The 21,850-nt window shown below is 41.2% G+C and carries 16 protein-coding genes; 8 read left to right on the top strand and 8 right to left on the bottom strand.

Going from position 1 to position 21,850, the window contains the following annotated elements; all coding sequences use genetic code 11:
* Positions 1-2 precede the first annotated feature (2 nt).
* On the top strand, positions 3-2,507 hold the full coding sequence (locus KHS79_RS11350) for a response regulator (RefSeq protein WP_212718998.1): 2,505 nt from the start codon (positions 3-5) through the stop codon (positions 2,505-2,507).
* An 88-nt stretch (positions 2,508-2,595) separates the two neighbouring features.
* Here the strand turns inward: KHS79_RS11350 and KHS79_RS11345 are convergent, their stop codons facing one another.
* On the bottom strand, positions 2,596-3,531 hold the full coding sequence (locus tag KHS79_RS11345; protein ID WP_212718996.1) for a cation diffusion facilitator family transporter: 936 nt from the start codon (positions 3,529-3,531) through the stop codon (positions 2,596-2,598).
* Between the two features lie 381 nt (positions 3,532-3,912).
* Here KHS79_RS11345 and KHS79_RS11340 point away from each other — a divergent pair, with 381 nt between their 5' ends.
* Both KHS79_RS11340 and KHS79_RS11335 read left to right on the top strand, forming a co-directional pair.
* Positions 3,913-5,016 (top strand): hypothetical protein, encoded by a 1,104-nt coding sequence (locus tag KHS79_RS11340; protein WP_212718994.1) that lies wholly within the window; start codon positions 3,913-3,915, stop codon positions 5,014-5,016.
* A gap of 48 nt (positions 5,017-5,064) precedes the next feature.
* The gene (locus KHS79_RS11335) at positions 5,065-5,574 is read left to right on the top strand and encodes a dihydrofolate reductase (protein ID WP_212718992.1); all 510 of its coding nucleotides are present in this window, start codon (positions 5,065-5,067) and stop codon (positions 5,572-5,574) included.
* 133 nt (positions 5,575-5,707) lie between these two features.
* Here the strand turns inward: KHS79_RS11335 and ilvD are convergent, their stop codons facing one another.
* Complete coding sequence (gene ilvD / locus KHS79_RS11330; RefSeq protein ID WP_212718990.1) at positions 5,708-7,564, bottom strand: dihydroxy-acid dehydratase; 1,857 nt, start codon at positions 7,562-7,564, stop codon at positions 5,708-5,710.
* Between the two features lie 706 nt (positions 7,565-8,270).
* Between ilvD and KHS79_RS11325 the strand changes: the two genes are divergently transcribed.
* Positions 8,271-9,563 (top strand): hypothetical protein, encoded by a 1,293-nt coding sequence (locus KHS79_RS11325; RefSeq protein WP_212718989.1) that lies wholly within the window; start codon positions 8,271-8,273, stop codon positions 9,561-9,563.
* A gap of 34 nt (positions 9,564-9,597) precedes the next feature.
* Here the strand turns inward: KHS79_RS11325 and KHS79_RS11320 are convergent, their stop codons facing one another.
* The 6 genes from KHS79_RS11320 to KHS79_RS11295 all read right to left on the bottom strand — a co-directional run bounded on the left by KHS79_RS11320 (position 9,598) and on the right by KHS79_RS11295 (position 17,550).
* Positions 9,598-10,419, bottom strand: a complete 822-nt coding sequence (locus KHS79_RS11320) for a LysM peptidoglycan-binding domain-containing protein (RefSeq protein WP_212718987.1) — start codon at positions 10,417-10,419, stop codon at positions 9,598-9,600.
* Between the two features lie 141 nt (positions 10,420-10,560).
* On the bottom strand, positions 10,561-12,093 hold the full coding sequence (locus tag KHS79_RS11315; protein WP_212718985.1) for a hypothetical protein: 1,533 nt from the start codon (positions 12,091-12,093) through the stop codon (positions 10,561-10,563).
* Between the two features lie 790 nt (positions 12,094-12,883).
* Positions 12,884-14,197 carry an amino-acid N-acetyltransferase gene (gene argA, locus KHS79_RS11310; RefSeq protein ID WP_027707157.1) on the bottom strand — a complete coding sequence of 438 codons (1,314 nt, stop codon included), beginning with the start codon at positions 14,195-14,197 and terminating at the stop codon, positions 12,884-12,886.
* 76 nt (positions 14,198-14,273) lie between these two features.
* Entirely contained in the window at positions 14,274-15,455 is a 1,182-nt protein-coding gene (argE, locus tag KHS79_RS11305; RefSeq protein ID WP_212718983.1) for an acetylornithine deacetylase, read from the bottom strand.
* 114 nt (positions 15,456-15,569) lie between these two features.
* Positions 15,570-16,841 (bottom strand): inorganic phosphate transporter, encoded by a 1,272-nt coding sequence (locus KHS79_RS11300; protein WP_094785942.1) that lies wholly within the window; start codon positions 16,839-16,841, stop codon positions 15,570-15,572.
* A 28-nt stretch (positions 16,842-16,869) separates the two neighbouring features.
* The gene (locus KHS79_RS11295; protein ID WP_094785943.1) at positions 16,870-17,550 is read right to left on the bottom strand and encodes a TIGR00153 family protein; all 681 of its coding nucleotides are present in this window, start codon (positions 17,548-17,550) and stop codon (positions 16,870-16,872) included.
* 239 nt (positions 17,551-17,789) lie between these two features.
* Between KHS79_RS11295 and KHS79_RS11290 the strand changes: the two genes are divergently transcribed.
* From KHS79_RS11290 to KHS79_RS11275, 4 genes are all read left to right on the top strand, one after another.
* A complete protein-coding gene (locus KHS79_RS11290; protein ID WP_212718981.1) occupies positions 17,790-18,428 on the top strand; it encodes a CYTH domain-containing protein in 639 nt (212 codons plus the stop codon).
* A gap of 2 nt (positions 18,429-18,430) precedes the next feature.
* The gene (locus tag KHS79_RS11285; protein ID WP_051310906.1) at positions 18,431-20,239 is read left to right on the top strand and encodes a GspE/PulE family protein; all 1,809 of its coding nucleotides are present in this window, start codon (positions 18,431-18,433) and stop codon (positions 20,237-20,239) included.
* 129 nt (positions 20,240-20,368) lie between these two features.
* Positions 20,369-21,283, top strand: coding sequence for an SPFH domain-containing protein (locus KHS79_RS11280; protein ID WP_212718979.1), 915 nt, complete (start codon positions 20,369-20,371; stop codon positions 21,281-21,283).
* Positions 21,283-21,780 (top strand): NfeD family protein, encoded by a 498-nt coding sequence (locus KHS79_RS11275; RefSeq protein ID WP_212718977.1) that lies wholly within the window; start codon positions 21,283-21,285, stop codon positions 21,778-21,780. The genes KHS79_RS11280 and KHS79_RS11275 overlap by 1 nt, the downstream gene beginning before the upstream one ends.
* Positions 21,781-21,850: the final 70 nt, after the last annotated feature.

Raw genomic sequence — 21,850 nt, 5'->3', positions numbered from 1 at the left:
GGATGAATGATGTTAAATATCGCTCTATTTTAACCTCCAAGTGGCCAATAAGTCGTTATATAAGCTTATGGTTTTCAATAAGTGTCATCGGTTATTCATTTTTACCACTTTTATTATTATTTACAGTAGGGAATGGATTTACGACGGATTTAGTAAGTTTAACTTTTTTTGAGTGGCTGAGCAGCTTTGGGGAACATTCAGGTCATTTTGCATTATCGTGGGTCGCTTTATTGTGTGCTCTATTGATGTGTTCATTTGTGTGCCTTCTTGCTTCACTGGAGAATGTTACGACAATATTTATTCTTGCTTTAGCCGTTGTTTGTGTAGCGATTGTTGATGTTTTTTTTGATTACCAGGTATCATTACTCCATGGTCAGCTAACAGATAAACTCTTTAACATTGCTTGGACTATTGGGAAAATACATGCGCTATCTATCATCATTGTTGCTTCGATTATAATTAAGTGGCAGTTGTATGCTCGAAGACAATGGTTGATTGTATTGCTCTATGCTCTATTTGCTACTTATATTGGTTTTATTCTGCAACAGAGGTATTTGACATCGACAAGAGCGATAACAGATGCTGAAGCAGGGACTGCTGTACTCAATATCGTTATAGAATTAGCACCCGTTATTATGTGTGTTATAGGTGGTGTTCTTTTAATAAACTTTGTCAGAGAGCGTAAGCGCAGCTTTTTTGTACAAAGTGTACTTTTATTTCTTTTTCCTATTTTTTCTGCACAGTTACATATTGCTTTTGGGAGTGTGGTTTCTTACCACCAACACCATGTGATAGCAAAAATTTTGACTGCAACGGCATTTGTAATCCCATTAATAGGTGCTTTCTTGGAAGTGATATTTAAAATGCAAATTTTTAAAAAAATGCTTGCAGATAAAAATAAAGAAAATATACATCTTTGGCAGTCGAATAAAAAATTACAAAGGTCCAAGTCCCAACTTAACTCAATGTGCCAATCAGTAAAAGAGTGTCAAAAAAGTGAAGCAGGACTACTTGTTAACCTTGGCTTAGAAATGAAAGAGCCAGTTAATAACATAATGGCAATGACCTCTTTGTTGCAAGCAAATAAACTGGAAGAACTAGAAAGATTATCTGTCAAGGCTATTTATTCGGCTAGCGAAAAGTTATATAGGCTCGCTTCCGAAGTAACTGATTATGGTAAAATCAAATCAGGTCAAATTAATATTAATTATGTTGAGTTTGACTTTTACCAAGTTATTGAAATGGTTGCAGACCAATTGACTTATAGGATTAATGAACAGCCTGTATCTGTTTCGATTGTATATGCTGATGATATTCCTGGGCCAGTTAAAGGTGACTTTAAGAGAATTCAACAGGTCATCTATAATTTAGCCATTGCACTACATAGCCTTAGGAAGCATAGAGAAATTTGTATTAATACACAATTGATCAGTCAGCAAATTGATTGTGTCACATTATTAGTCAAAGTTTGCAGTCCAAAACAGACTAAAGAGGACATGAAATGTATTGGAATGCAAATGACAAATCTCTACTTGGCGGTTGCAAGTGAATTAGTGAAACAATTGCATGGGGAGCTGACAGAAACAAAATATGGTGAAGTTGCTGTTAGGCTTTGTTTGCCATTGGCACCAGGTGTACCTATTAAAGTAAGAAATAAGGTTGATTTACAAGGCGTCCGTGTCTTGATTGTTGATGATGTTACAGAGAACTGTGAGTTGTTAGAGCGTTTACTAAATAGATGGGGTATGGTTTGTGATATTGCTAGAACAGCGACAGAAGCATTAGAAAAAATAACTCAGCAGGCGCTAGGTAAACACCCCTATGATATTGCGCTGTTGGATTATAAAATGCCGGCAATGGATGGCGAAATGTTGGGTAGAGGTATTAAAAATGATCCTGTTATTGCAAAAACTAAATTGGTTATGCTAACTACGGCAGACTATCAGCGTAATATTGAAGACCTTAAAAGAGCAGGATTTTCTGGGTATTTACTAAAACCAGCACGTTCACGCTTATTGCTCCAGTTATTGGGTAAAGTGCTGTTATCAGAGCCTGATGTGTTGGTAACACGTGAAATGTTAAATGATGGGTCAGAAACAGTGTTGATTAACTCAGGCCATCAGCCAGGAAATATCAATATTTTAGTAGCTGAAGATAGCTATTCACATCAATTAGTTATCAAAACACTGCTAAAAAAACTTGGGTGTAATGTAACTGCTGTTGATTGTAAGGAACAGTTGATACAGCAGGCACGTCAATTTAATTACGATATCATTATGTTGGATATATTATTAAAGTCCAAAAGTACTGTGCCAATGGTGGATGAGTTAAAACGGTTATTCTCTCAGGATGTACCCGTTGTTGGTTTAGTACCTAGTGACCGTCAACAAGAGCTTATTGTTAATAATGAATTATACGATGATATTATTTATAAGCCTTATTCTCAGAATGTTCTAGTGAATATACTTAATCACTGGTGTAGTGAGAAATTTTCTACGATTCAATAAGTGAGTCATTAATCGCGCGCCATAGAATATCGAAATGCGAAACGATATTCTATGGCGCGTGGTTATAACCTGTTAACTGAGGCTAACATTAAAAAGATTTTATCTCATCAATAACCATATCTTTTCGGGATTTCACTTCTATAAATACACGCTTAACAAGTGGGTACTGAGTTTTAATTTGGCAGTCAAGGTGGGCAATGGTTTTTTCTACGATGCCCGCGGGTGTTTGATCTTCAAAGTCTAAACTAATCGTTGCAAGGATAAAATTTGGTCCCATATGCATAGTAGCAATTTCATTAACATGCTCTACGTTGGGCTGGTTTACGAGTAATTCACGTATACCTCGACGAGTTGCAGGTTTTGCACTCTCACCGATTAACAGGCTCTTGGTCTCATACGCTAACCAGGCCGCTGTACCTGCTAATATACAGCCAATCAAAATAGAGGCAATACCATCATAAACTGGATTACCTGTAAGGTGTCCTAGGGCAATTCCGATAAAGGCTATGATCAGACCAAGCATTGCTGCACTGTCTTCGAATAAAACGACAAAAACGGAAGGGTCCTTAGCTTGGTGTACTGCTTTAAAAAGTGAGTTATTGCCTCGGGTATGTTTAAACTCTTTCCAAGCCATATACCACGCTACACCTTCAAATATCAGTGCTAGGGTTAACACGATATAGTTGACCGATACATTTTCGAGTGGGCTTGGGTTCATTAAATGATGAATACCCTCATAAATAGATATACCTGCTCCTACCGCAAAAATTAAAATTGCAACGACAAAACTCCAAAAATAGATTTCTTTTCCATGTCCAAATGGAAAGTCTTCACTGGCAGGTTTTTCTGCTTGTTTGAGACCAAAAAGCAAAAGTACTTGATTGCCGCTATCCACCACAGAGTGAATGGCTTCAGAGAACATGGCAGAGCTGCCAGTCATTACTGAGGCAACAAACTTAGTGATTGCTACAAGTCCATTACCGATTAGCGCTGCGATGATGACCTTTTTGGACCCTGATGCCATTTAAACTTCTCCGTTACATGAGGTTGAGGAGGTCGATAATAAAAAGTCATTTGTAAAAATCAATTCGAATAACGAATGAATTTGCGAATAGTCATGTTTATTAATGCTCATTGCGTGATGTTATGCAAAGAAATGACTACTTTGCTATGAAACGTTAGTTTGATAACGCACTTTATCATTGAGTGGGGGATGGGCATTTTAACTATTACAGCTATTGTTCACCTTCTTAGCTAACCGTGTTGAAATCACTAAAAAGCGCGGTTATCAGCGTCGTTGTCACTTATATGTTTCGTGTAAACTTCTATCTTGAGTCTATTTTTATTTGCAACATTAATAGATATGGATAAAGCTAAAATAATAGTGGTTAATTAAAGGTTGGTTATGAATTCCAACACACTGTCGCTGCATTCCTTTTCGTTTAACTCGGATGAGCACGAAGTATTAGCGCAAAACGCTAAAGTAGGAACATGGTTGTATCTGTTAATATGGGTAGCAATTGTATTGTGGGGTAATTTACTGCAACACGTGCCTTTACTTACCTCGCTGATGACTGTTTGCCTAGTGTTATTAGCTTCTGTCCGCTTTTCTTTAGTTCATAATTTTGCTCGTTGGTATCTTCACTACCCGCTGGCATGGGTATGTGGGGTCTATTGCTGTATTTTATTTAGTGGGTTGTTGTGGGGAGGGATGACTGCAATTGCGCTATCCAGCCATGCCTTTCAAAGCTTGGCTGTGGCACTATTAGCCGCGACAGCTGGATTTATTTCTGCAAGTTGTGTGCTCTATACGTTTAGTGGTTTGCTGACCATGGGTTATCAAACCTGCTTGTTATTTCCTCCCTTGGTGGCACTTTGGCTTCAAGGCGGAGAAACGAATTATTGGCTGTCTGGCTTGTTGCTGGCGTACTGGTTAGGAATGGTGGCTATTTTCTGGATTCAGCATAAACAATATCGCCTGTTAAGCCATCAACAACATGCGCCTCAATATACAGAAAAACAACTTTGTTTGACCGAAACTCATCCTGTGACAGGATGGATTAGTCATGAGCACTTGTCAGGTGTTGTTAATGCTGAAGTTAAGCGAAGTTCCCGAAGCGGAGCACCATTAGCACTTCTCAAGCTCATGGTAACTCCTCATGACAGACGAAAGTTTGATAAAGATGAGGTCGAGTCTATCCATACTGAGCTGGCTGGAGTGTTAAATAGCATAATCACGCGAGCCAGCGACTGGATTTTTTATGATGATGCGGGAAATGTTTTTATGTTACTGCCAGAGACTCCTGCCGCAGCAGCGTGTCATATTGCAGATAAAATGATTAACCAGATGCCTAAACCACTCAACCAACGTTACTTGTTCAGCATTGGGGTGCTTGCGGGAAGTGTTTCCTGGCCAGTCTCAAGTAAAGTTTTACTGCAACGCTTAGCAAGTGTAACTAATGATGTCTACAAAAATAATCAGACGGTAGCCTTTTCAACCATCACCTGATAGTGTTCGTTTTTTTCTTCTAGTCTGTTTTCGCTTGAGAGATCCTCTATGCAGGTTGCTATGATTGCTGCTTTGGCAGCAAATCGTGTTATTGGAATCAATGGTAAGCTTCCTTGGTACATTCCAGGAGAGCTTAAGTACTTCAAGCATGTCACAATGGGAAAACCTATCATAATGGGGCGTAAAACATTCGTGTCATTGGGGCGCCCATTACCAGGTCGAAGTAATATTGTGATCACTCGCGATCAAGAGTACCAGCATGAGGGAGTCCAGGTTGCTCACAGCTTAGAAGAAGCGTTATCACTTGCAGAAAACATTGCTTTTATTAATGGCGTTGATGAAGTAGTGATTATTGGCGGAGGGGAAATTTATCGTCAGGCATTACCAAAGTCGACACGACTTTACTTAACCCAAATCCACAAAGAGTTTACGGGGGATGCTGTTTTTCCTGAGTGGTCTGAAGATGAGTGGAAAATGCTGAGTGAGCAAGCCAATCACTATGAGCCTCAGGCACTAGATTACAGCTATCAGGTATGGCAGCGGATCACAGCGGAATAACTATTCTATTCATGGTGAACTGTAACTGGCTAGATGTGATTAACGCGTTTGCTGAAGGTTTAAAACATGGGCCTCTTGGAGAGACCCGTGATAGATTGTTGTTTTCGTTATAGATAGTTGCTTTATAACTTAGTTAACGCCGATTGAGGCGGTCTAAACTGCGAACGCCCCCTTTATCTGCACTGGTGGCTAATGCAGCATACGCTTTAAGTGCTGTTGATACTCGGCGCTTACGAGGTGTCGCCGGTTGCCAGGCACTTGGCCCTTGCTCTTCCATAGCGGTGCGGCGCGCATCAAGTGTTGCACTGTCAACTTGAAGCGATATAACTCGGTTAGGGATATCAATCAGAATCTTGTCACCCTCTTCAACCAAGGCAATGGCTCCACCTTCAGCAGCTTCAGGTGATACATGACCAATCGATAATCCTGAGGTACCACCAGAGAACCGGCCATCAGTCAGCAGTGCACACTGTTTACCTAAACCTTTTGATTTGAGATAGCTGGTTGGATACAGCATTTCCTGCATACCTGGTCCGCCTTGAGGACCCTCATAGCGAATGATAACCACATCGCCTGCCTGTACTTGATCTTCCAAAATACCTTTAACCGCAGCATCCTGGCTTTCAAATATCCGTGCTTGGCCTTCAAATACCCAAATACTGGGATCAACGCCTGCTGTTTTAACAATACAGCCATTTTCAGCAATGTTACCAAAGAGAACGGCAAGTCCACCTTCTTGGCTGAAGGCATGCTCTACACTACGAATGCAGCCATGTTGACGATCAAGGTCTAGAGAATCCCAGCGACAAGACTGACTGAAGGCTTGTTGAGTCGGAATACCTGCAGGTCCCGCTAAATAAAAGGTATGCACTTCAGGAGACTGAGTTCGTTTGATATCCCACTGGTTGATGGCATCTCCTAGGGTAGGCGAGTGCACTGTAGCAACATTGGCATGCAACAACCCACCCTTTTCCAGCTCACCTAAAATTGCCATGATACCTCCTGCACGGTGAACATCTTCAATGTGATAATCAGGGGTAGAAGGGGCCACCTTACATAAATGGGGAACCTTACGTGAGAGCCGGTCAATATCAGTCATGGTAAAGTCGACTTCAGCTTCCTGGGCAGCGGCAAGCAAGTGAAGAATGGTATTGGTTGAACCACCCATGGCGATATCCAGTGTCATGGCATTTTCGAAAGCTTTTTTAGTGGCGATTTGGCGAGGAAGAAAGCGTTCTTCATTTTGCTCATAATAGCGCTTGGTAATCTCAACAATAAGTTGTCCCGCTCGTTTAAAAAGCTGCTCCCTGTCAGCATGGGTTGCAAGTGTTGTTCCATTGCCTGGTAACGAGAGGCCAAGCGCTTCCGTCAAACAGTTCATTGAGTTGGCGGTAAACATGCCAGAACAAGATCCACAAGTGGGACAGGCACTCCGTTCGTAAGCTTCGGCTTGCTCATCCGTTATTGTTGGGTCGGCAGCAGCTACCATCGCATCAACTAAATCGAGTTTAATGATTTTGTCGGCTAATTTAGTTTTTCCTGCCTCCATTGGACCACCAGAAACAAAAACTACGGGGATATTGAGGCGAAGCGCTGCCATTAACATACCGGGAGTGATTTTGTCGCAGTTTGAGATACAGACAAGCGCGTCTGCACAATGTGCATTGCACATGTACTCAACAGAGTCGGCAATAATTTCCCGAGAAGGCAGGCTGTACAGCATACCATCATGGCCCATAGCAATGCCGTCATCGACAGCGATGGTATTAAACTCTTTAGCTACACCACCTGCTTTCTCTATTTCTTGGGCAACAAGCTGACCAAGGTCTTTAAGGTGGACATGGCCAGGCACAAATTGAGTAAAAGAGTTTGCAATAGCAATAATGGGCTTGTTGAAGTCATCATCTTTCATTCCTGTGGCGCGCCACAAGGCACGGGCGCCAGCCATGTTACGTCCATGGGTTGACGTTTTGGAACGATAAACAGGCATTGGGTATACACTCCTACACAACACAGATAATTATTTAGATTTATATGGCCAGTTTACGCAACTGTGCAGTGTGAATAAAGTACTGAGTGACTGGTTGGTTTAGTAAGGCTGTTCTGAGCAAGAACCAAGTCTAGCTTAAACATATAAAAGGACGATAACAAAAGTCCTGACTATTGCTCTTTAAGGATCCTTTGCTTAAATAAAAGTGAGTTGAGTAAATGTACAACTTCTTATGTTAGAGGCATTTATAAAAGGAAGTGTGAGCGATAGCCTTTGCTTGACGGTTAAAAAGTAAACGACTGTTGCTGCTTTAACACGATACGGTATCTTGCTAAGATGCGATTTTAACGTTTTTATTGCTAAAAAATGACACAGAAATATATCCGAAGAGTTTGACTGTTATAGTGTAAGGTGAGTTTTACTTACGTCGTAGTGAGAGGGTGTAGAAACATTCAAAGTCCGTTTTTTACATGAAAAGGTTTGTGTTATTGCAGCTTTTTGTCAATGCTTTAGATAGGGCATAAGTTGAACTCTTTACATGGGACACGGGTTAGAGTCTCCGTATGGATCAGGTAAATTAAATAATCCTTTTTGCTGAAAGTAATGCATAACAAACAGAGCTTGATTTGGTTAATTAATAAGCATCCGTACCTCATGTTTGTTGAACATGTGTCAATACTAGGTTTTATTTGGGGAATACTTAACAATGGGTAAGAAAATTGGTCTCTTAATCGGTATAGTTATTGCGGTTATCGTGGGGGCTAAGCTTTATGTAGAGTACACCGTCAAGAAAAATGTTGATAAGTTTATTAGTGTGTTATCTCCTTATGTCCAAGTACATTACAAGGATGTATCTACAACAGTTGATGGTGAAATCGCAATTAATGATATTAAGCTTTATCCTTATGAGGAAAAACAGACATATACAATTGAAAAAGCGCTCTTAAAACTGCCTTCCATTTGGGACTTTCTGAACCTTGATTTAGCAAACTCAAAAAAAATACCTGAGTCGTTGACATTGGCACTGCAGGGTATTTCGCTACCGCTGAATGAAGAGCTGATAGAAGAATTCTTTCCAAGTCAGGCTGACGTCACTGATGAAGTGTTGAATATTGATAACAAAGCACTGCGGAAAATGGGTTATAACATAATGACCATGGATGTCAGTGCCAGTTATAATTATGAGCAGATCAATCAAGCGTTAAAGTTTAATGCTAAAGTATCTACACGAAATTTTTTCAGTTTTGAGTTTGCAACTAAGCTTGCCAACTTACCCAACCTGACTCCTCAACAGTTCATGTTTATTGAACCTGAGCTGCAAAGTGTCCGATTTACTTATCGAGATGATTCTTTCAATAAGCGTTGGCTGAAATATTGTCAAGACACACATAACTTAAAGGAAAACGAGTGTATTGAGCACGTCGTTGCCTCATTTGATTACTACTTTGATGAGTTCCAGCTTAAGCTTTCTGAGCCTTTTAATAAGCGCTTTACAGATTTTATGAAAAACTCCGGGGTATTGAATTTTGATATTGATATTGATGATGGCGCCGACTTACGTTCCTTAGACTTTATGCAGGGATTAGAAATTCTGGTTTTCAAAGATGTTCTTGTTTCGGTAAACAATGAATACATTCAGCCTCTTTTTGTCAGGTCATCAAGTACCAGTACATCAAGCAACAAAGCTGATGGAGAAGACGGTAAATCAACTTCCAGACCGTCAATATTATCAACCTCTGAAATTGAAGCTGAAGGGTATGAAATAGAAAAAGAAATAAAAAAGAGACTTGATAATGTAGAAGATGTTAAAAACTATATTGGTCGGAATGCCTACTTGAAATTAACAAATAATAAAAAGGTAGCCGGAACAATTATAGACGTTAGAAATAATCGAGTCATTCTTAAAACTTATACAGGATCGCAAAGTGCCACTCTACAGTATCAATTTAAAAAAATTAAGTATATTGATGTTGTAACACAAGACTATCGTGCTTACTGATAGTGATTAGAATAAACCGTGTAATGTGTATGCTTTAAGCTCTTAATGCTTGCTGGTAAGCCGCAGCAAGTTTGCTATCATATCGATTTTTAGCATAGGCAGGGCCATTATAACACTTGGCAAATTTTGCCCAGTCATGGTTTCGTAAAGCTTGTAACATAGATTTATGGGCTTGAATAAATGATACGAATGCCATTAACTGGGCTTCTTCACTATTACACATAGCTGCAACGAAGTCATTTACCGTTTTAAATCCTGCAAGCTGGTAATTAAAGCCCATGATTTGAAACTTTCCCCAAGAGGCTGATTTTAATGCTTCTGTTTCATTAAGTAGTTTAGCCTCAGCAAGTCTATCGTATTCCTTTAGGCCACCTTTATAGAGCTTAGGATTCCATTTTCGCGATGATAAATGGGGATAAGCTTCATCGTATTGATGTTGGGTTAACCGGCTAAATATATGGGCTTCAAATAATATTGCAGGTTTATCTTTAGCGATAAATGCTTTACCACAGCTCTCAACATCTGCTACTGCTTTTACCGCCGCTCGGTCTACATCGAGTTGATTCGCTGCGGTTTGATAATAGTCGGCATGATTTTCTGGAGAAGCTTTTATTTGTGTTTCTGAAGTATGTTTTGCTTTTATTGGGGTAATATTAACAGATGTCGTTTTTACGTTAGATACGTTAGTTTCTTGTTCATTAGTATCCGGAATTAAAAGCGTGTCACCGGCATAGATTAAGTCAGGGTTTTTGGCTAAGTGAGGGTTGGCTGCAATTAGCTGATATAATGACAGATTATATTTTTTGGCGATTGTGGTTAATGTATCACCACGCTTGATCAGGTATTGAGTTGTCATCTTGCTACCTAGCTATGGCTTATATGCTTAAGGGTAGCAAATTAAATCCTGAACAGTTTTGTTTTAGCGGATATAGATTGAAATGTTGAAAAGGTATGGAGTAACTCCATACCTTTTTCGCAGGGATTAATCTAGAGGTGATTATTGACCTGCTGACCAGTTAAACAGCTGTTCTACAATACTGGTTAGTGGCTGGTCATAGCGAGATACATAGTTAGCATAGGCTTTCCATTCGTTAGGAATAGACTGACCTTTTTGCCATGTGCCACCTGGGTTATACATGGACATTGCACGACCATCAGGTCCTGGAGTCCACAAGAAGTCAGGGTGACGATTGTTATACCATTCACCACCAACGATATTGCCTTGTGCATCTAACTCTAGGTCATAAGTATAACGAACCCGGGTTTTACCATCATAACGGGCAGAGTCAGTAGCGCGATGTGTTGCACTGGTTTCAACCATGTAGGTCATGCTCATTTGAACACCTACTACATAAGTAGCATTGCCACGATAGCTCTTAAACTTATCACGGCTGAAGTCAGCCAGTTTAATCATGGCATCTTTTGCATTATTAAATGCTTTCCCTGTTTCAGGGTTAAAGTAAGTGTAAGAGTATTGATAAACAGGTTGATTCCATACTTGGTAGTCATAAGTAGCATCAAGGATAAAGCTACGCTTACTTACACCAATTTGGTTGACCACAGACTGGTGCCAGCTACCTGGATTGTTATCAAAACATTGTTGATCTTTTACGCGACCATTTTCATCCTGATCTGGATTTTTGGTATTACAACGGCCACCAATAAAACGTGTTCTGGGTGATGCTTCTGCCCATAACAGTGTACCTAGTGCTTTAATGTCTGAAGGATAGAATTTAATATCTACACCATCAGCAGATTTTACCGTTACTGTGTCTTTGGGGCGAGGTAACATATAAGCGGCTGCAGCCCAACCATGACATAAGCCCATCCAGCGCTCAACACTACCATTGTTGTCAAAGTAACCTTTACCCATATCCCACATTGATTTTGTTAATGTGTAATTGCTATCGCCTACCAGCAAGTCATATTTTTCAGAAGGAGATAGGGCATCAATATTGCCATTATTTACGTAGTTTTGTGGTGGATTCGTTTGGTTAGCATATGTCCAGTAATCATACCAGTTATTTTGGTAACCTAAGCCTGGATCACCATAACGATCGCCCAGCGCACCTTTATATAAAGGCCAGTAAGTATCAGACCAAGGTTGCTCAGCTAATTTGGCTGAACGCAGTTTTTTAGCATCCATTGTGTGGATGTTTTTAATAAGTTGGCTGCCACTATCTACTAGTCGTGCAGGGTTATCATTGTATTGAATAGGTGAGCGTTTTTTACGGCTTTTTTTATCACTGGATGGTTGACGAATAATATCTGTTCTAAATAAATCTTTTTCTAAAACAAAGTCGTTAGACTCAATTTGTTCTTTAGTGAAAACTGAAGTTGGCTCTATTTTTTCACCGTCTAGATTGTATTTAGCAGGAACTTCATTCATGACCTCTTGAGTATTTTGATAGAAGCGATTTAAGTATTCGCTCACTGCTTTTTGTTCATCAACACTTACTGATGCACCCGCTTGGGTTGCAATGGCAAATGCGAGTAGAGATACAGGAAAAAGAGGTTGAGTTAGTTTCATTTCTACTTCCTTATATGAGTAACAAAAGATTGTTTAGCCCATTTCCACTTGACTTGGCTTGTTTAAAGTTAAGCTTATTTTTTTACTTTGTAGTATTTAATTGCTTAACTATTTATTCTTCAATGAATTTTCGAAATTATTATTTTAGGAATAACCTGTCGTATTAATTTGCAAAAAACCAACCTGGAATATTTGTAGAAAAAATACTCATGGGAGGGCTGCATTGGAGATAAACAAACCATTTCTGACAAATACATCTGTGTCAGAGACAAGTGATGTATTAATGTGGTGTGAATTATGTCACAAAGTGTAAATGGATAGCTAGTCTTTTTTTAAAGCTAAATTGATTGAAGTCATCTTCTGCATAGTTACTTATTGATTAAAGAAGGTTAGCTGGAATGCGTTAGAGGTGCCTATTAGATAAAGCTTATTATAACTAAGGATGGTGGGAGTGAAATTTATGCATCAATGATATAGGTGTCGTGTAGTGAGCAATACAGCAGCAATGGTCAAGGAGCATTTAACTGCTACTTCGGCTCTTTATTAGTATAGACGACCGATAGTGCAGTGTACTCAAAAAGTATGCCAAAAAATAATGCAAAAAAGTAAAATTAATTGGGAAAAAAGTGCATATTTATGAATTAGTTTAATACAACTTCCGTAGAGCTTGATTTTTGTATTTTTTATATGAATAAAGAATACACTACTTGATTGTTTAATTATCCTTCACTACTCATTTTTACCCCTCCCATTTATTGAGGGAATTGCAAGGGAGGGGATGGCTATTTTTTTATTTTAACTTTTTGACGAATACTTTCGAGTTTCTTTGGAAGTTGTAAAGGGCCTGCTTTTCCTCTGGAAGGTCTGCTACTTTTGCGGGCTGGAAGCCTCTTTCTAGAAACCAGTGCGCTGTTCGAGTTGTAAGCACGAACAAATTTTTAATGCCGTGACTATTCGCATACTCTTCGCAAAAGGTAAGCAACTGATCACCATGCGATTGGCCTCGATAGTCAGAGTGAATGGCGAAACAGGCCAGTTCAGCGCTATCATCTGTAAAGGGATGGATGGAAGCACAGCCAATGGTCATTCCATCACGTTCTATTAGCATAAACTGATTAATTTCTCTTTCCAGCTGCTTTCTGGAACGGCGAACTAATATGCCTTGCTCTTCCAACGGTTCAATTAATTCTAATACACCACCAATGTCTTCTATTGAAGCTTGCCTAACTTCTTCATAACCGGCATGTGTAATCAGTGTACCTGAACCATCTCGTGTAAAGAGTTCCTGTAATAAGGCACCATCAATACTGTGACTAATAATATGGCTGCGTTTTACATTAGCTGCACAGGCTGCTAACGCTGATTGCATAAGTCGCAGAGCTTCTTCATTTTCTTGAGTTTGAATGACCTCTCTTGCTTTTGCAGGAGACATTGCTTTTAAGAGCTGTCCTGAATGAGTATAAATACCTTGTGCTTTGCCAAAAGCGATAAGTTTTTCAGCTTTTAAAGCTATTGCCGTTTGAGTGGCAACATCTTCTGCCGCTAAATTAAATACTTCGCCTGTCGGGGATGAGCCAAGACAGTTTAGTAAAACAACATAGCCTTGATCCAATTGCTGGTGAATGACTTCGTGATCTACTCGCCTCACTTCTCCTGTGTGCTGAAAATCGATGCCATCCAAAACACCCAGTGGTTTAGCAGTAACAAAGTTACCGCTTATGACGCGAATTCTGGCATTATGCATAGGCGAGTTTGCCAGCCCCATAGATAGCATAGCTTCTGTTTTGGTGCGAACGTTACCCACAGCATCTTTTACAATTTCCAAAATATTTTTATCTGTAACACGAATATTTTTGTAGTAAGCGCATGTGATTTTACTATGTGCTAGTCGCTCATCAATTTGCGGTCTAGCACCAATGACTAAGACAAGACGTACACCTAAACTATTCAGTAAAGCTATATCGTGAATGGTATTAGCAAAGTTGTTATCTTGAACGGCTTCCCCACTTAACATCAGCACAAAGGTTTTTCCTCGGTGAGCATTTATGTAGGGAGAAGAATGGCGAAAAAACTGAATGTACTCAGGGGAAGAAAAATCTACCATGCTAACAGGCTCATCTATACGGTTTATGTATAACAAACGTCGAACTAAATTATTATACCGATTCTTGTATTAGCGGCTAGGTTGTTTGTACATTTGGTGAGGTAATGCAGTAGTGGTGGATTAGCCGCTGCAAAATTTTAATAAAAGGATTAATGCGCGATAAAGGTAAACACTCATCTGGTTGGTGGGCTTTTGCAATATCTCCCGGGCCGAGCACTACTGTATCCATACCAAGGGCATTTAAGAAAGGGGCTTCAGTAGCAAAAGCCACGCTTTCCGCCTCATGTTGAGTGAGTTGTTGACAATATTGCACAAAAGGGCTTTGTGCTGGGGTTTCAAATGCTTCTACGCTTGGAAATAAAGGATTGAATTCAATATCAATGGAATGTTGTTCAGCTATAAGGGCAAGTCTTTTCTGAATACTTTCACGAAGGTTTTCAGTGCTCATCCCAGGCAGGGGTCTTAGGTCAAATGCCAGCTCGCAACTGCCACAAATCCGATTAGGGTTGTCACCACCATGGATACAGCCAAGATTCATAGTGGGAGATGGTACAGTAAACAGTGGATTATTAAATTGTTTAGCAAGTTGCTGGCGAAACTGAATTAGATCCCCCAAAACATAATACATGGCATCTAAGGCATTATTGCCCAGGCTAGGGTCACTTGAATGGCCTGATGAACCATGGATAACAACCCGTTCCATCATGATGCCCTTATGCATATTAATGGGCTTCATATTGGTGGGTTCACCGATCAGTGCAAACCTGCCAAGTTTCTGCTGTGCTTCCACTAAGGCTCTAGCGCCATCCATCGAGGTCTCTTCATCAGCAGTAGCTACAACAATAAGCGGGCATTGAAACTTTTGGGATAACAAAGGTTTTACCGCTTCTAAAATGAGAGGGAAAAAGCCTTTCATGTCACAGATACCCAAACCAAAGTAGGCATTATCGCGCTCAGTAAGTTGAAATGGGTTGCTTTGCCACAGGTGTTCATCACAGGGTACGGTATCCGTGTGACCTGCCAACACTAACCCTCCATGCCCTTCACCATAGCGGGCGATAAGATTGAGCTTTTTACTGTGAGTTGTATGCACAGGCATTAAATCAACCTTAAACCCAAGCAGCTCAAACCAGGTGGCTAGCTGATGGATGACAGGCTGATTTGATTGATCTAGCTGGGGGCTTGCACTACTAATGGAGTTTATTGCAATAAGGCTTGCCAGCATATCACGAAGAGGGGGAAGAACAGGTGTGCTCATAATGGTTATTTCCAAAAACTTTTTATGATGATTATTGCACACCTTAAAAGAAAACCAGCCACTTAGAAAGCTGGCTGGTTTTTTATGTTTACTATTGAAATGGTCTGGTAGCGCTTAGCTAAATAAAGCCTTCAGAATGAAGAAGAATAGAATAGCAAGACACGCACCTGCTGGCAGAGTGATGACCCAAGACATTATGATGCTGCCAATCACTCGAAGGTTAAGTGCGCCAATACCACGGGCAAGGCCAACACCCAACACTGCACCCACTAGTGTATGTGTAGTAGAAACAGGAAGCCCTGTTCCAGATGCCAACACTACTGTTGTTGCAGCAGCCAGTTCAGCGGCAAAACCACGGCTAGGTGTAAGTTCAGTGATTTTTTTACCAATGGTTTGCATGACCTTGTAACCATAGGTAGCAAGTCCTGCGACAATACCCAGGCCACCCAATAATAATATCCACCAAGGCATGCTGGCTTTTGCAAGTATTTGGCCTGAAGAGCTAATAACGCTGTAGATAGCGGCTAGCGGGCCTACTGCGTTAGCAACATCATTAGAGCCATGGGCAAATGCCATGGAGCAAGCTGTGAAAACCATGAGAACCGCAAATAATTTTTCAACACTGGTAAAATGAAAGTCTTGATCTGCCTTTGGGTCAGGTTTGATACGACTTAAAATCACTTTACCTAATGCCATGACGGCTAAGCCAAAAAGCAGGGCCACCAGGAAGCTTTGGCCATACGACAGGTCTAGGCCAATATGCTTTAAACCTTTAACCAGTGTGACCATTGCGATCATAAAGCCAGTGAAAAACATGTACATTGGGACAAACTTCTGGGCACATTCAAAAGGCTTTTCTCTATTTAAAATAAGCTTTTGAACACTGGTGAAGAGGCCAAATGCAATGGTTCCTGACAGGAGGGGCGAAACTACCCAGCTGGCTGCGATAGTCCCTACTTTCCCCCAGTTAACAACATCTGCAGATATGCCTACCGCTGCGAAGCCAACAATGGCACCTATGATGGAGTGTGTCGTACTAACAGGCCAGCCTTTTAGTGATGCGACCAGCAGCCAGCAGCCAGCGGCGAGAAGGGAGGCAAGCATGCCAAAAACAAGAAGCTCAGGCTGTTCAGCCAAAACAGGTAAACTGGGATCAACAATACCTTTACGAATAGTTGCAGTAACAGATCCCCCAGCTAAATAAGCACCAGCAAATTCAAACAGCATAGCAATTAAAATTGCTTGTTTTACCGTTAGGGCTCGTGAGCCTACTGATGTCCCCATTGCATTAGCGACATCATTAGCGCCAACGCCCCAAGCCATGAAAAAACCAAAAAGACAGGCCATGCCCAATAACAGGGGGCCATATTCAGCAATAATGCTCATAGTCAGTTACCGAATTACTGAGATTTTTTTACCGGGCAAGTAATAGTTGTAAGTGACTACCAACTCGAGATGCACGATCTGCCAAGTCCCCTATCCAATCAATAATTTTGTAGAGAAACATGACATCCACGGGAGGTAAGTTCTTTTCCTGTTCAAACAGGGTGGCGCGAATAGAGATTTGCAACTCATCCGTGTCACTTTCGATGGCATCCAGTTCCTCAATCATCTTTTCAACAATGCCAACTTCTCGACCAGCAAAGCCTGTTTCGACCAGCTCGTCTAGCTCACTCATTGCTTTTAATGCTTGTGCAGACGTATCAACAGAACGTTGAACATACTTGAGGAAAGCCGTGTGAAGTTCGGCAGGTACTTGCATTTTTCGGCCTAGCATAAGGCCAGCAATATCTTTAGCTCGATTGGCGACTTTATCCTGGACGGTAATAATGTCCAGTAAGTCGGTACGAGGTACGGGCAGAAATAAGCTCTTAGGCAAAGACAGGCGGATCTTTTTCTTCAGAAGATCTGCCTCGCCTTCAAGCCGAGCTATTTCAGCCTGTATTTTCGCAGCTTCATCCCAGTTATTATCCAGGACTGCTTCAATAAATGGTACTAATAATGTTGCACATTCATGCGCTTTAGAAATGTGCTTTTGGATCGGCCCTATCGGCGAGCGTCCAAACATACTTAATAGTAGGTTGTTCGCAGGCATGACAGCTTTTTCCTGTGAGAATTTGGCGCAAGTATAAGTGCTTGGTGAAAATGAAACCACCCCTAATGTAAGAAAAAATAAACAATCTTTTGTACTTTATTAGAAAACCTAGTGTTCTCAATGTGTTAGTTGCATTATTCATTATACTCAACACACGGTGTGGTGTCGGTTTATTAATAGACGTTAGACAAATTTAATACCACCAGGTTTTTCATACATATTCCTTACAGGAGGCGTCAATGGGGGCAGAGACTGAGTTAAAACTGGCAATTAGCGGCAAAGATGTGGCGGAATTTCGTCAACTGTCATTACTCAATAGCGAAACCAGCCAGTACGAAGGAAAGCAGCAGTTAGTTAATCACTACTACGATACCACTGACCAACAGCTTCATAAGCAACGTGTTGCCTTGCGAACACGCTTAACCGGTGATGGGCAATGGCTACAGACACTCAAAACACGAGGTAACAGTGTTGATGGTTTATCTGTGCGTGGGGAGTGGGAGTGGCCGTTGAAATCATCTGAGTTGGACTTTACTTGCTTAACTGCAGATATATGGCCAGAGCCATTACAAAGAATTAAACCTGCAGACTTAAACGTAGTGTTGAGTACGAACTTTGAACGTGAAAGTTGGCTCGTGACGTTGGCTAGTGGTGCTGCTATTGAGATAGCTTTGGATATTGGGTCAATAGTAGCAGGTGATGCACAGCAGCCAATTCGTGAAGTTGAACTTGAGCTAAAGCAGGGGCTGGTTGATGACTTAAAAGGGTTAGCAGATGAGTTAATGAAATTTATCCATTTGGTGCCGTGTGATTTAAGTAAAGCTGAGCGAGGTTATCTATTATTAAACATAGGTAACGGTAGTGAAGCGAATGAATAGTAATGAAGAAGGATGCACAAGTGGCAGTAATACAAGCACGGGCTGGAGCACGACGGCCTGACCAAGTTTTAGATTTGCGGGGGGTAGTGGAGTCACTTATCAGTGATGGGCTGATAACAGAGGCAACAGCAGAAACATTGCTATCCAAGCGGCGTAATGCTCTGCAATCTAAAATGCATCCGTTAGAGTATTTGGCGACTCAAAAGCTTAGAGATGAGTCACATGAGTCTCGGATGCTGGACGTTGATAACCTTTCAGAGTGGTTAGCCAAAAAAGCGCATCAACCCTACTATCATATCGATCCCTTAAAGATTGATGTGCAGTCTGTAACTAAGCTGATGTCTCATGCCTATGCAGAGCGTCATCAAATTCTGGCTGTAGAAGTTAATAATGATGTGGTAGTGATTGCCAGCGCTGAACCCTATGTTTTTAGTTGGGAAGATAATTTACGGCATGTACTGCGTAAAGATATCAAGCGAGTGGTAAGTAACCCAGTCGACATACGTCGCTATTGTGTAGAGTTTTATAAAATAGCGCAGTCTGTCTCCCGCGCCAGTGGCTCTGGCTATGCAAGCATGCTTAATAACTTTGAGCAGATGCTTGAGCTGGGTAACCTTCAAGCACCTGATGCGAATGATCAGCATATTGTAAATATTGTTGACTGGTTATTGCAGTATGCATTTGAGCAGCGGGCAAGTGATATTCATATTGAGCCGCGACGAGAGAAAGGTATTTTACGTTTCCGTATTGATGGTGTTTTACACCAGGTTTATGAGTTGCCTGCCCAGGTTTGTGCAGCAGTTACGAGTCGATTAAAAATATTAGGAAGAATGGATGTTGCAGAAAAACGCAAACCACAGGATGGTCGACTTAAAACCAAAAGTCCTGAAGGTAATGAGGTAGAGCTGCGTTTATCAACTTTACCTACTGCTTTTGGTGAAAAGATGGTCATGCGTATTTTTGACCCTGATGTGTTGTTAAAGACATTTGCAGAGTTGGGGCTTGCGAGGGAAGATGGTGATCGCTGGCAGGAAATGATCACACAGCCGAACGGTATTGTCCTGGTTACAGGGCCAACAGGGTCAGGAAAAACGACCACACTCTATTCTTCACTAAAAGAACTGGCTACTTCACAGGTAAATGTCTGTACCATTGAAGATCCTATCGAAATGGTTGAGCCAGCGTTCAATCAAATGCAAGTGCAGCATAATATCGAGCTTAGTTTTGCCAGTGGGGTGCGGGCTCTGTTGCGTCAAGATCCGGACATCATCATGATTGGTGAGATTCGTGACTTGGAGACTGCAGAAATGGCCATGCAAGCAGCGCTAACGGGTCACTTAGTGTTATCCACCCTTCATACCAATGATGCCCCCTCTGCAATCACCAGGTTAATGGAGCTGGGCGTGCCTGCCTATATGATTAAGGCGACAGTGATAGGAGTGATGGCCCAGCGCCTAGTGCGGACACTATGCCCTGCTTGCAAACAACCTAATCAAGTTGATGAGTCTGCATGGCGAGCGCTGACCCGCCCATGGTCTGCCCCAGTGCCAGGTCATGCTTGTCAGCCAGTAGGGTGTTTGGAGTGTAGAGAGACAGGTTATAGAGGGCGTTTGGGCGTGTATGAAATTTTGCGTTTAACAAACAACGTAAAAGATCAGATTAATGCTGAGACAGACCTTAGCTCTATGCGTAAACTGGCTTATAAGGAAGGAATGCGTAGTTTAAGAGTCAGTGGAGCACAAAAAATTGCCGCTGGGTTGACAACGATAGAAGAGGTTTTACGGGTTACTCCTAGTTCAGAAAATCATTAAGGCACTTCTTTATCATTATGTATTGATGCTGATATTAAATGTAAATACCACATGTCACGAATAATGTGTCAGGCTCGAACTGTGATAAATTCATCATAGTGTTCTTTTTAATTAACTTTGGAGACAGTCATGGAACTGCCTATTGTTCTAATTGTGCTTGTGGTATTGGCCCTCTCACTGTTGTTTATGGCCTTTAAATCCGTTAATCAGGGATATGAGTGGACTGTCGAACGCTTTGGCCGTTATACCCGAACATTAACACCTGGGCTAAATGTCATTATTCCCTTTTTTGACCGAGTTGGTCGAAGAATGAATATGATGGAAACAGTATTGGATATTCCTCCCCAAGAGGTCATTAGTAGCGATAATGCGATGGTGACAATTGATGCTGTATGTTTTTTTCAAGTAGTGAATGCAGCTCAAGCCGCTTATGAAGTAAATCAGTTAGAGCATGCAATACGTAACCTGACGATGACGAATATTCGTACGGTTCTTGGCTCACTGGAGCTGGATGCGATGTTATCTCAGCGAGACCAAATTAATGAGCGGTTATTACGCACAGTGGATGAAGCAACAAATCCTTGGGGAGTAAAAGTTACACGTATTGAAATAAGAGATATTACCCCACCTGCGGACCTGGTTGAGGCTATGGCAAACCAGATGAAAGCCGAACGGGAAAAACGTGCAGCGATTTTAGAAGCACAAGGTCAGCGCCAAGCTGAGATTTTAAAAGCTGAGGGTGAAAAACAGGCAGAGATACTTCGGGCTGAAGGTGAGCGTCAGGCTGCCTTTTTAGAGGCAGAAGCTCGAGAGCGGGCTGCGGAAGCAGAAGCTAAAGCGACTAATATGGTTTCGCAAGCGATCGCTGAAGGAAATATACAAGCCGTGAATTACTTTGTGGCGCAAAAGTATGTTGATGCCTTAAAAGATGTTGCTTCTGCTGAAAATTCAAAGGTGATCATGATGCCTCTTGAAGCGTCCAGTATCATTGGTTCTGTGGCGGGTATTAAGGAGCTTGTTCAAGAAAGTATGGCGAAACAATAATGTTAGTAGAATGGTTATCGCACATCTCATTTTGGATGTGGTTTGGTATTGGACTTTTTTGTCTCATCATTGAAGTATTTGGCACAGGGGGGTATTTCCTGTGGATTGGTATTTCCGCTGGAACGGTGGGTTTATTAAAGTGGATATTTCCCAACTTAAGCTGGGAGTTCCAGCTAATTATATTCTCTTTGATTGCGCTCATTAGCGCTTACAGCTGGTGGCGCTATTTGAAGCACAAACCATCTACACCCCGTCAGTCAAGCTTGAATCAAAGAAGTCAGCAACTGCTAGGAAGGTGCTATATAGTAAGTGAGGCTATTGTCGGTGGGCGTGGCAAAATAAAAGTGGGTGATAGTTTCTGGATGGTAACAGGCCCTGATTTACCTGAAGGTGCTCAAGTGAAAGTTGTTGCGGTCAACGGTATGCAGCTCCAAGTTGAAGCAGTGGAAAATCAAAGTGTGCAAGCTGCTACGTTGGAGAATAAGGTATCAGAGTAATTGTATAAGAAAGTGATAAGTTTGAATAGATTACAAATAAAATGGAGCTATTGCTCCTCTTGGTTTTAAT

The organism is Zooshikella ganghwensis (assembly GCF_018263875.1).
Taxonomy (GTDB): Bacteria; Pseudomonadota; Gammaproteobacteria; order Pseudomonadales; family Zooshikellaceae; genus Zooshikella; species Zooshikella ganghwensis.
This window is presented reverse-complemented; position numbering and strand designations above follow the sequence as displayed.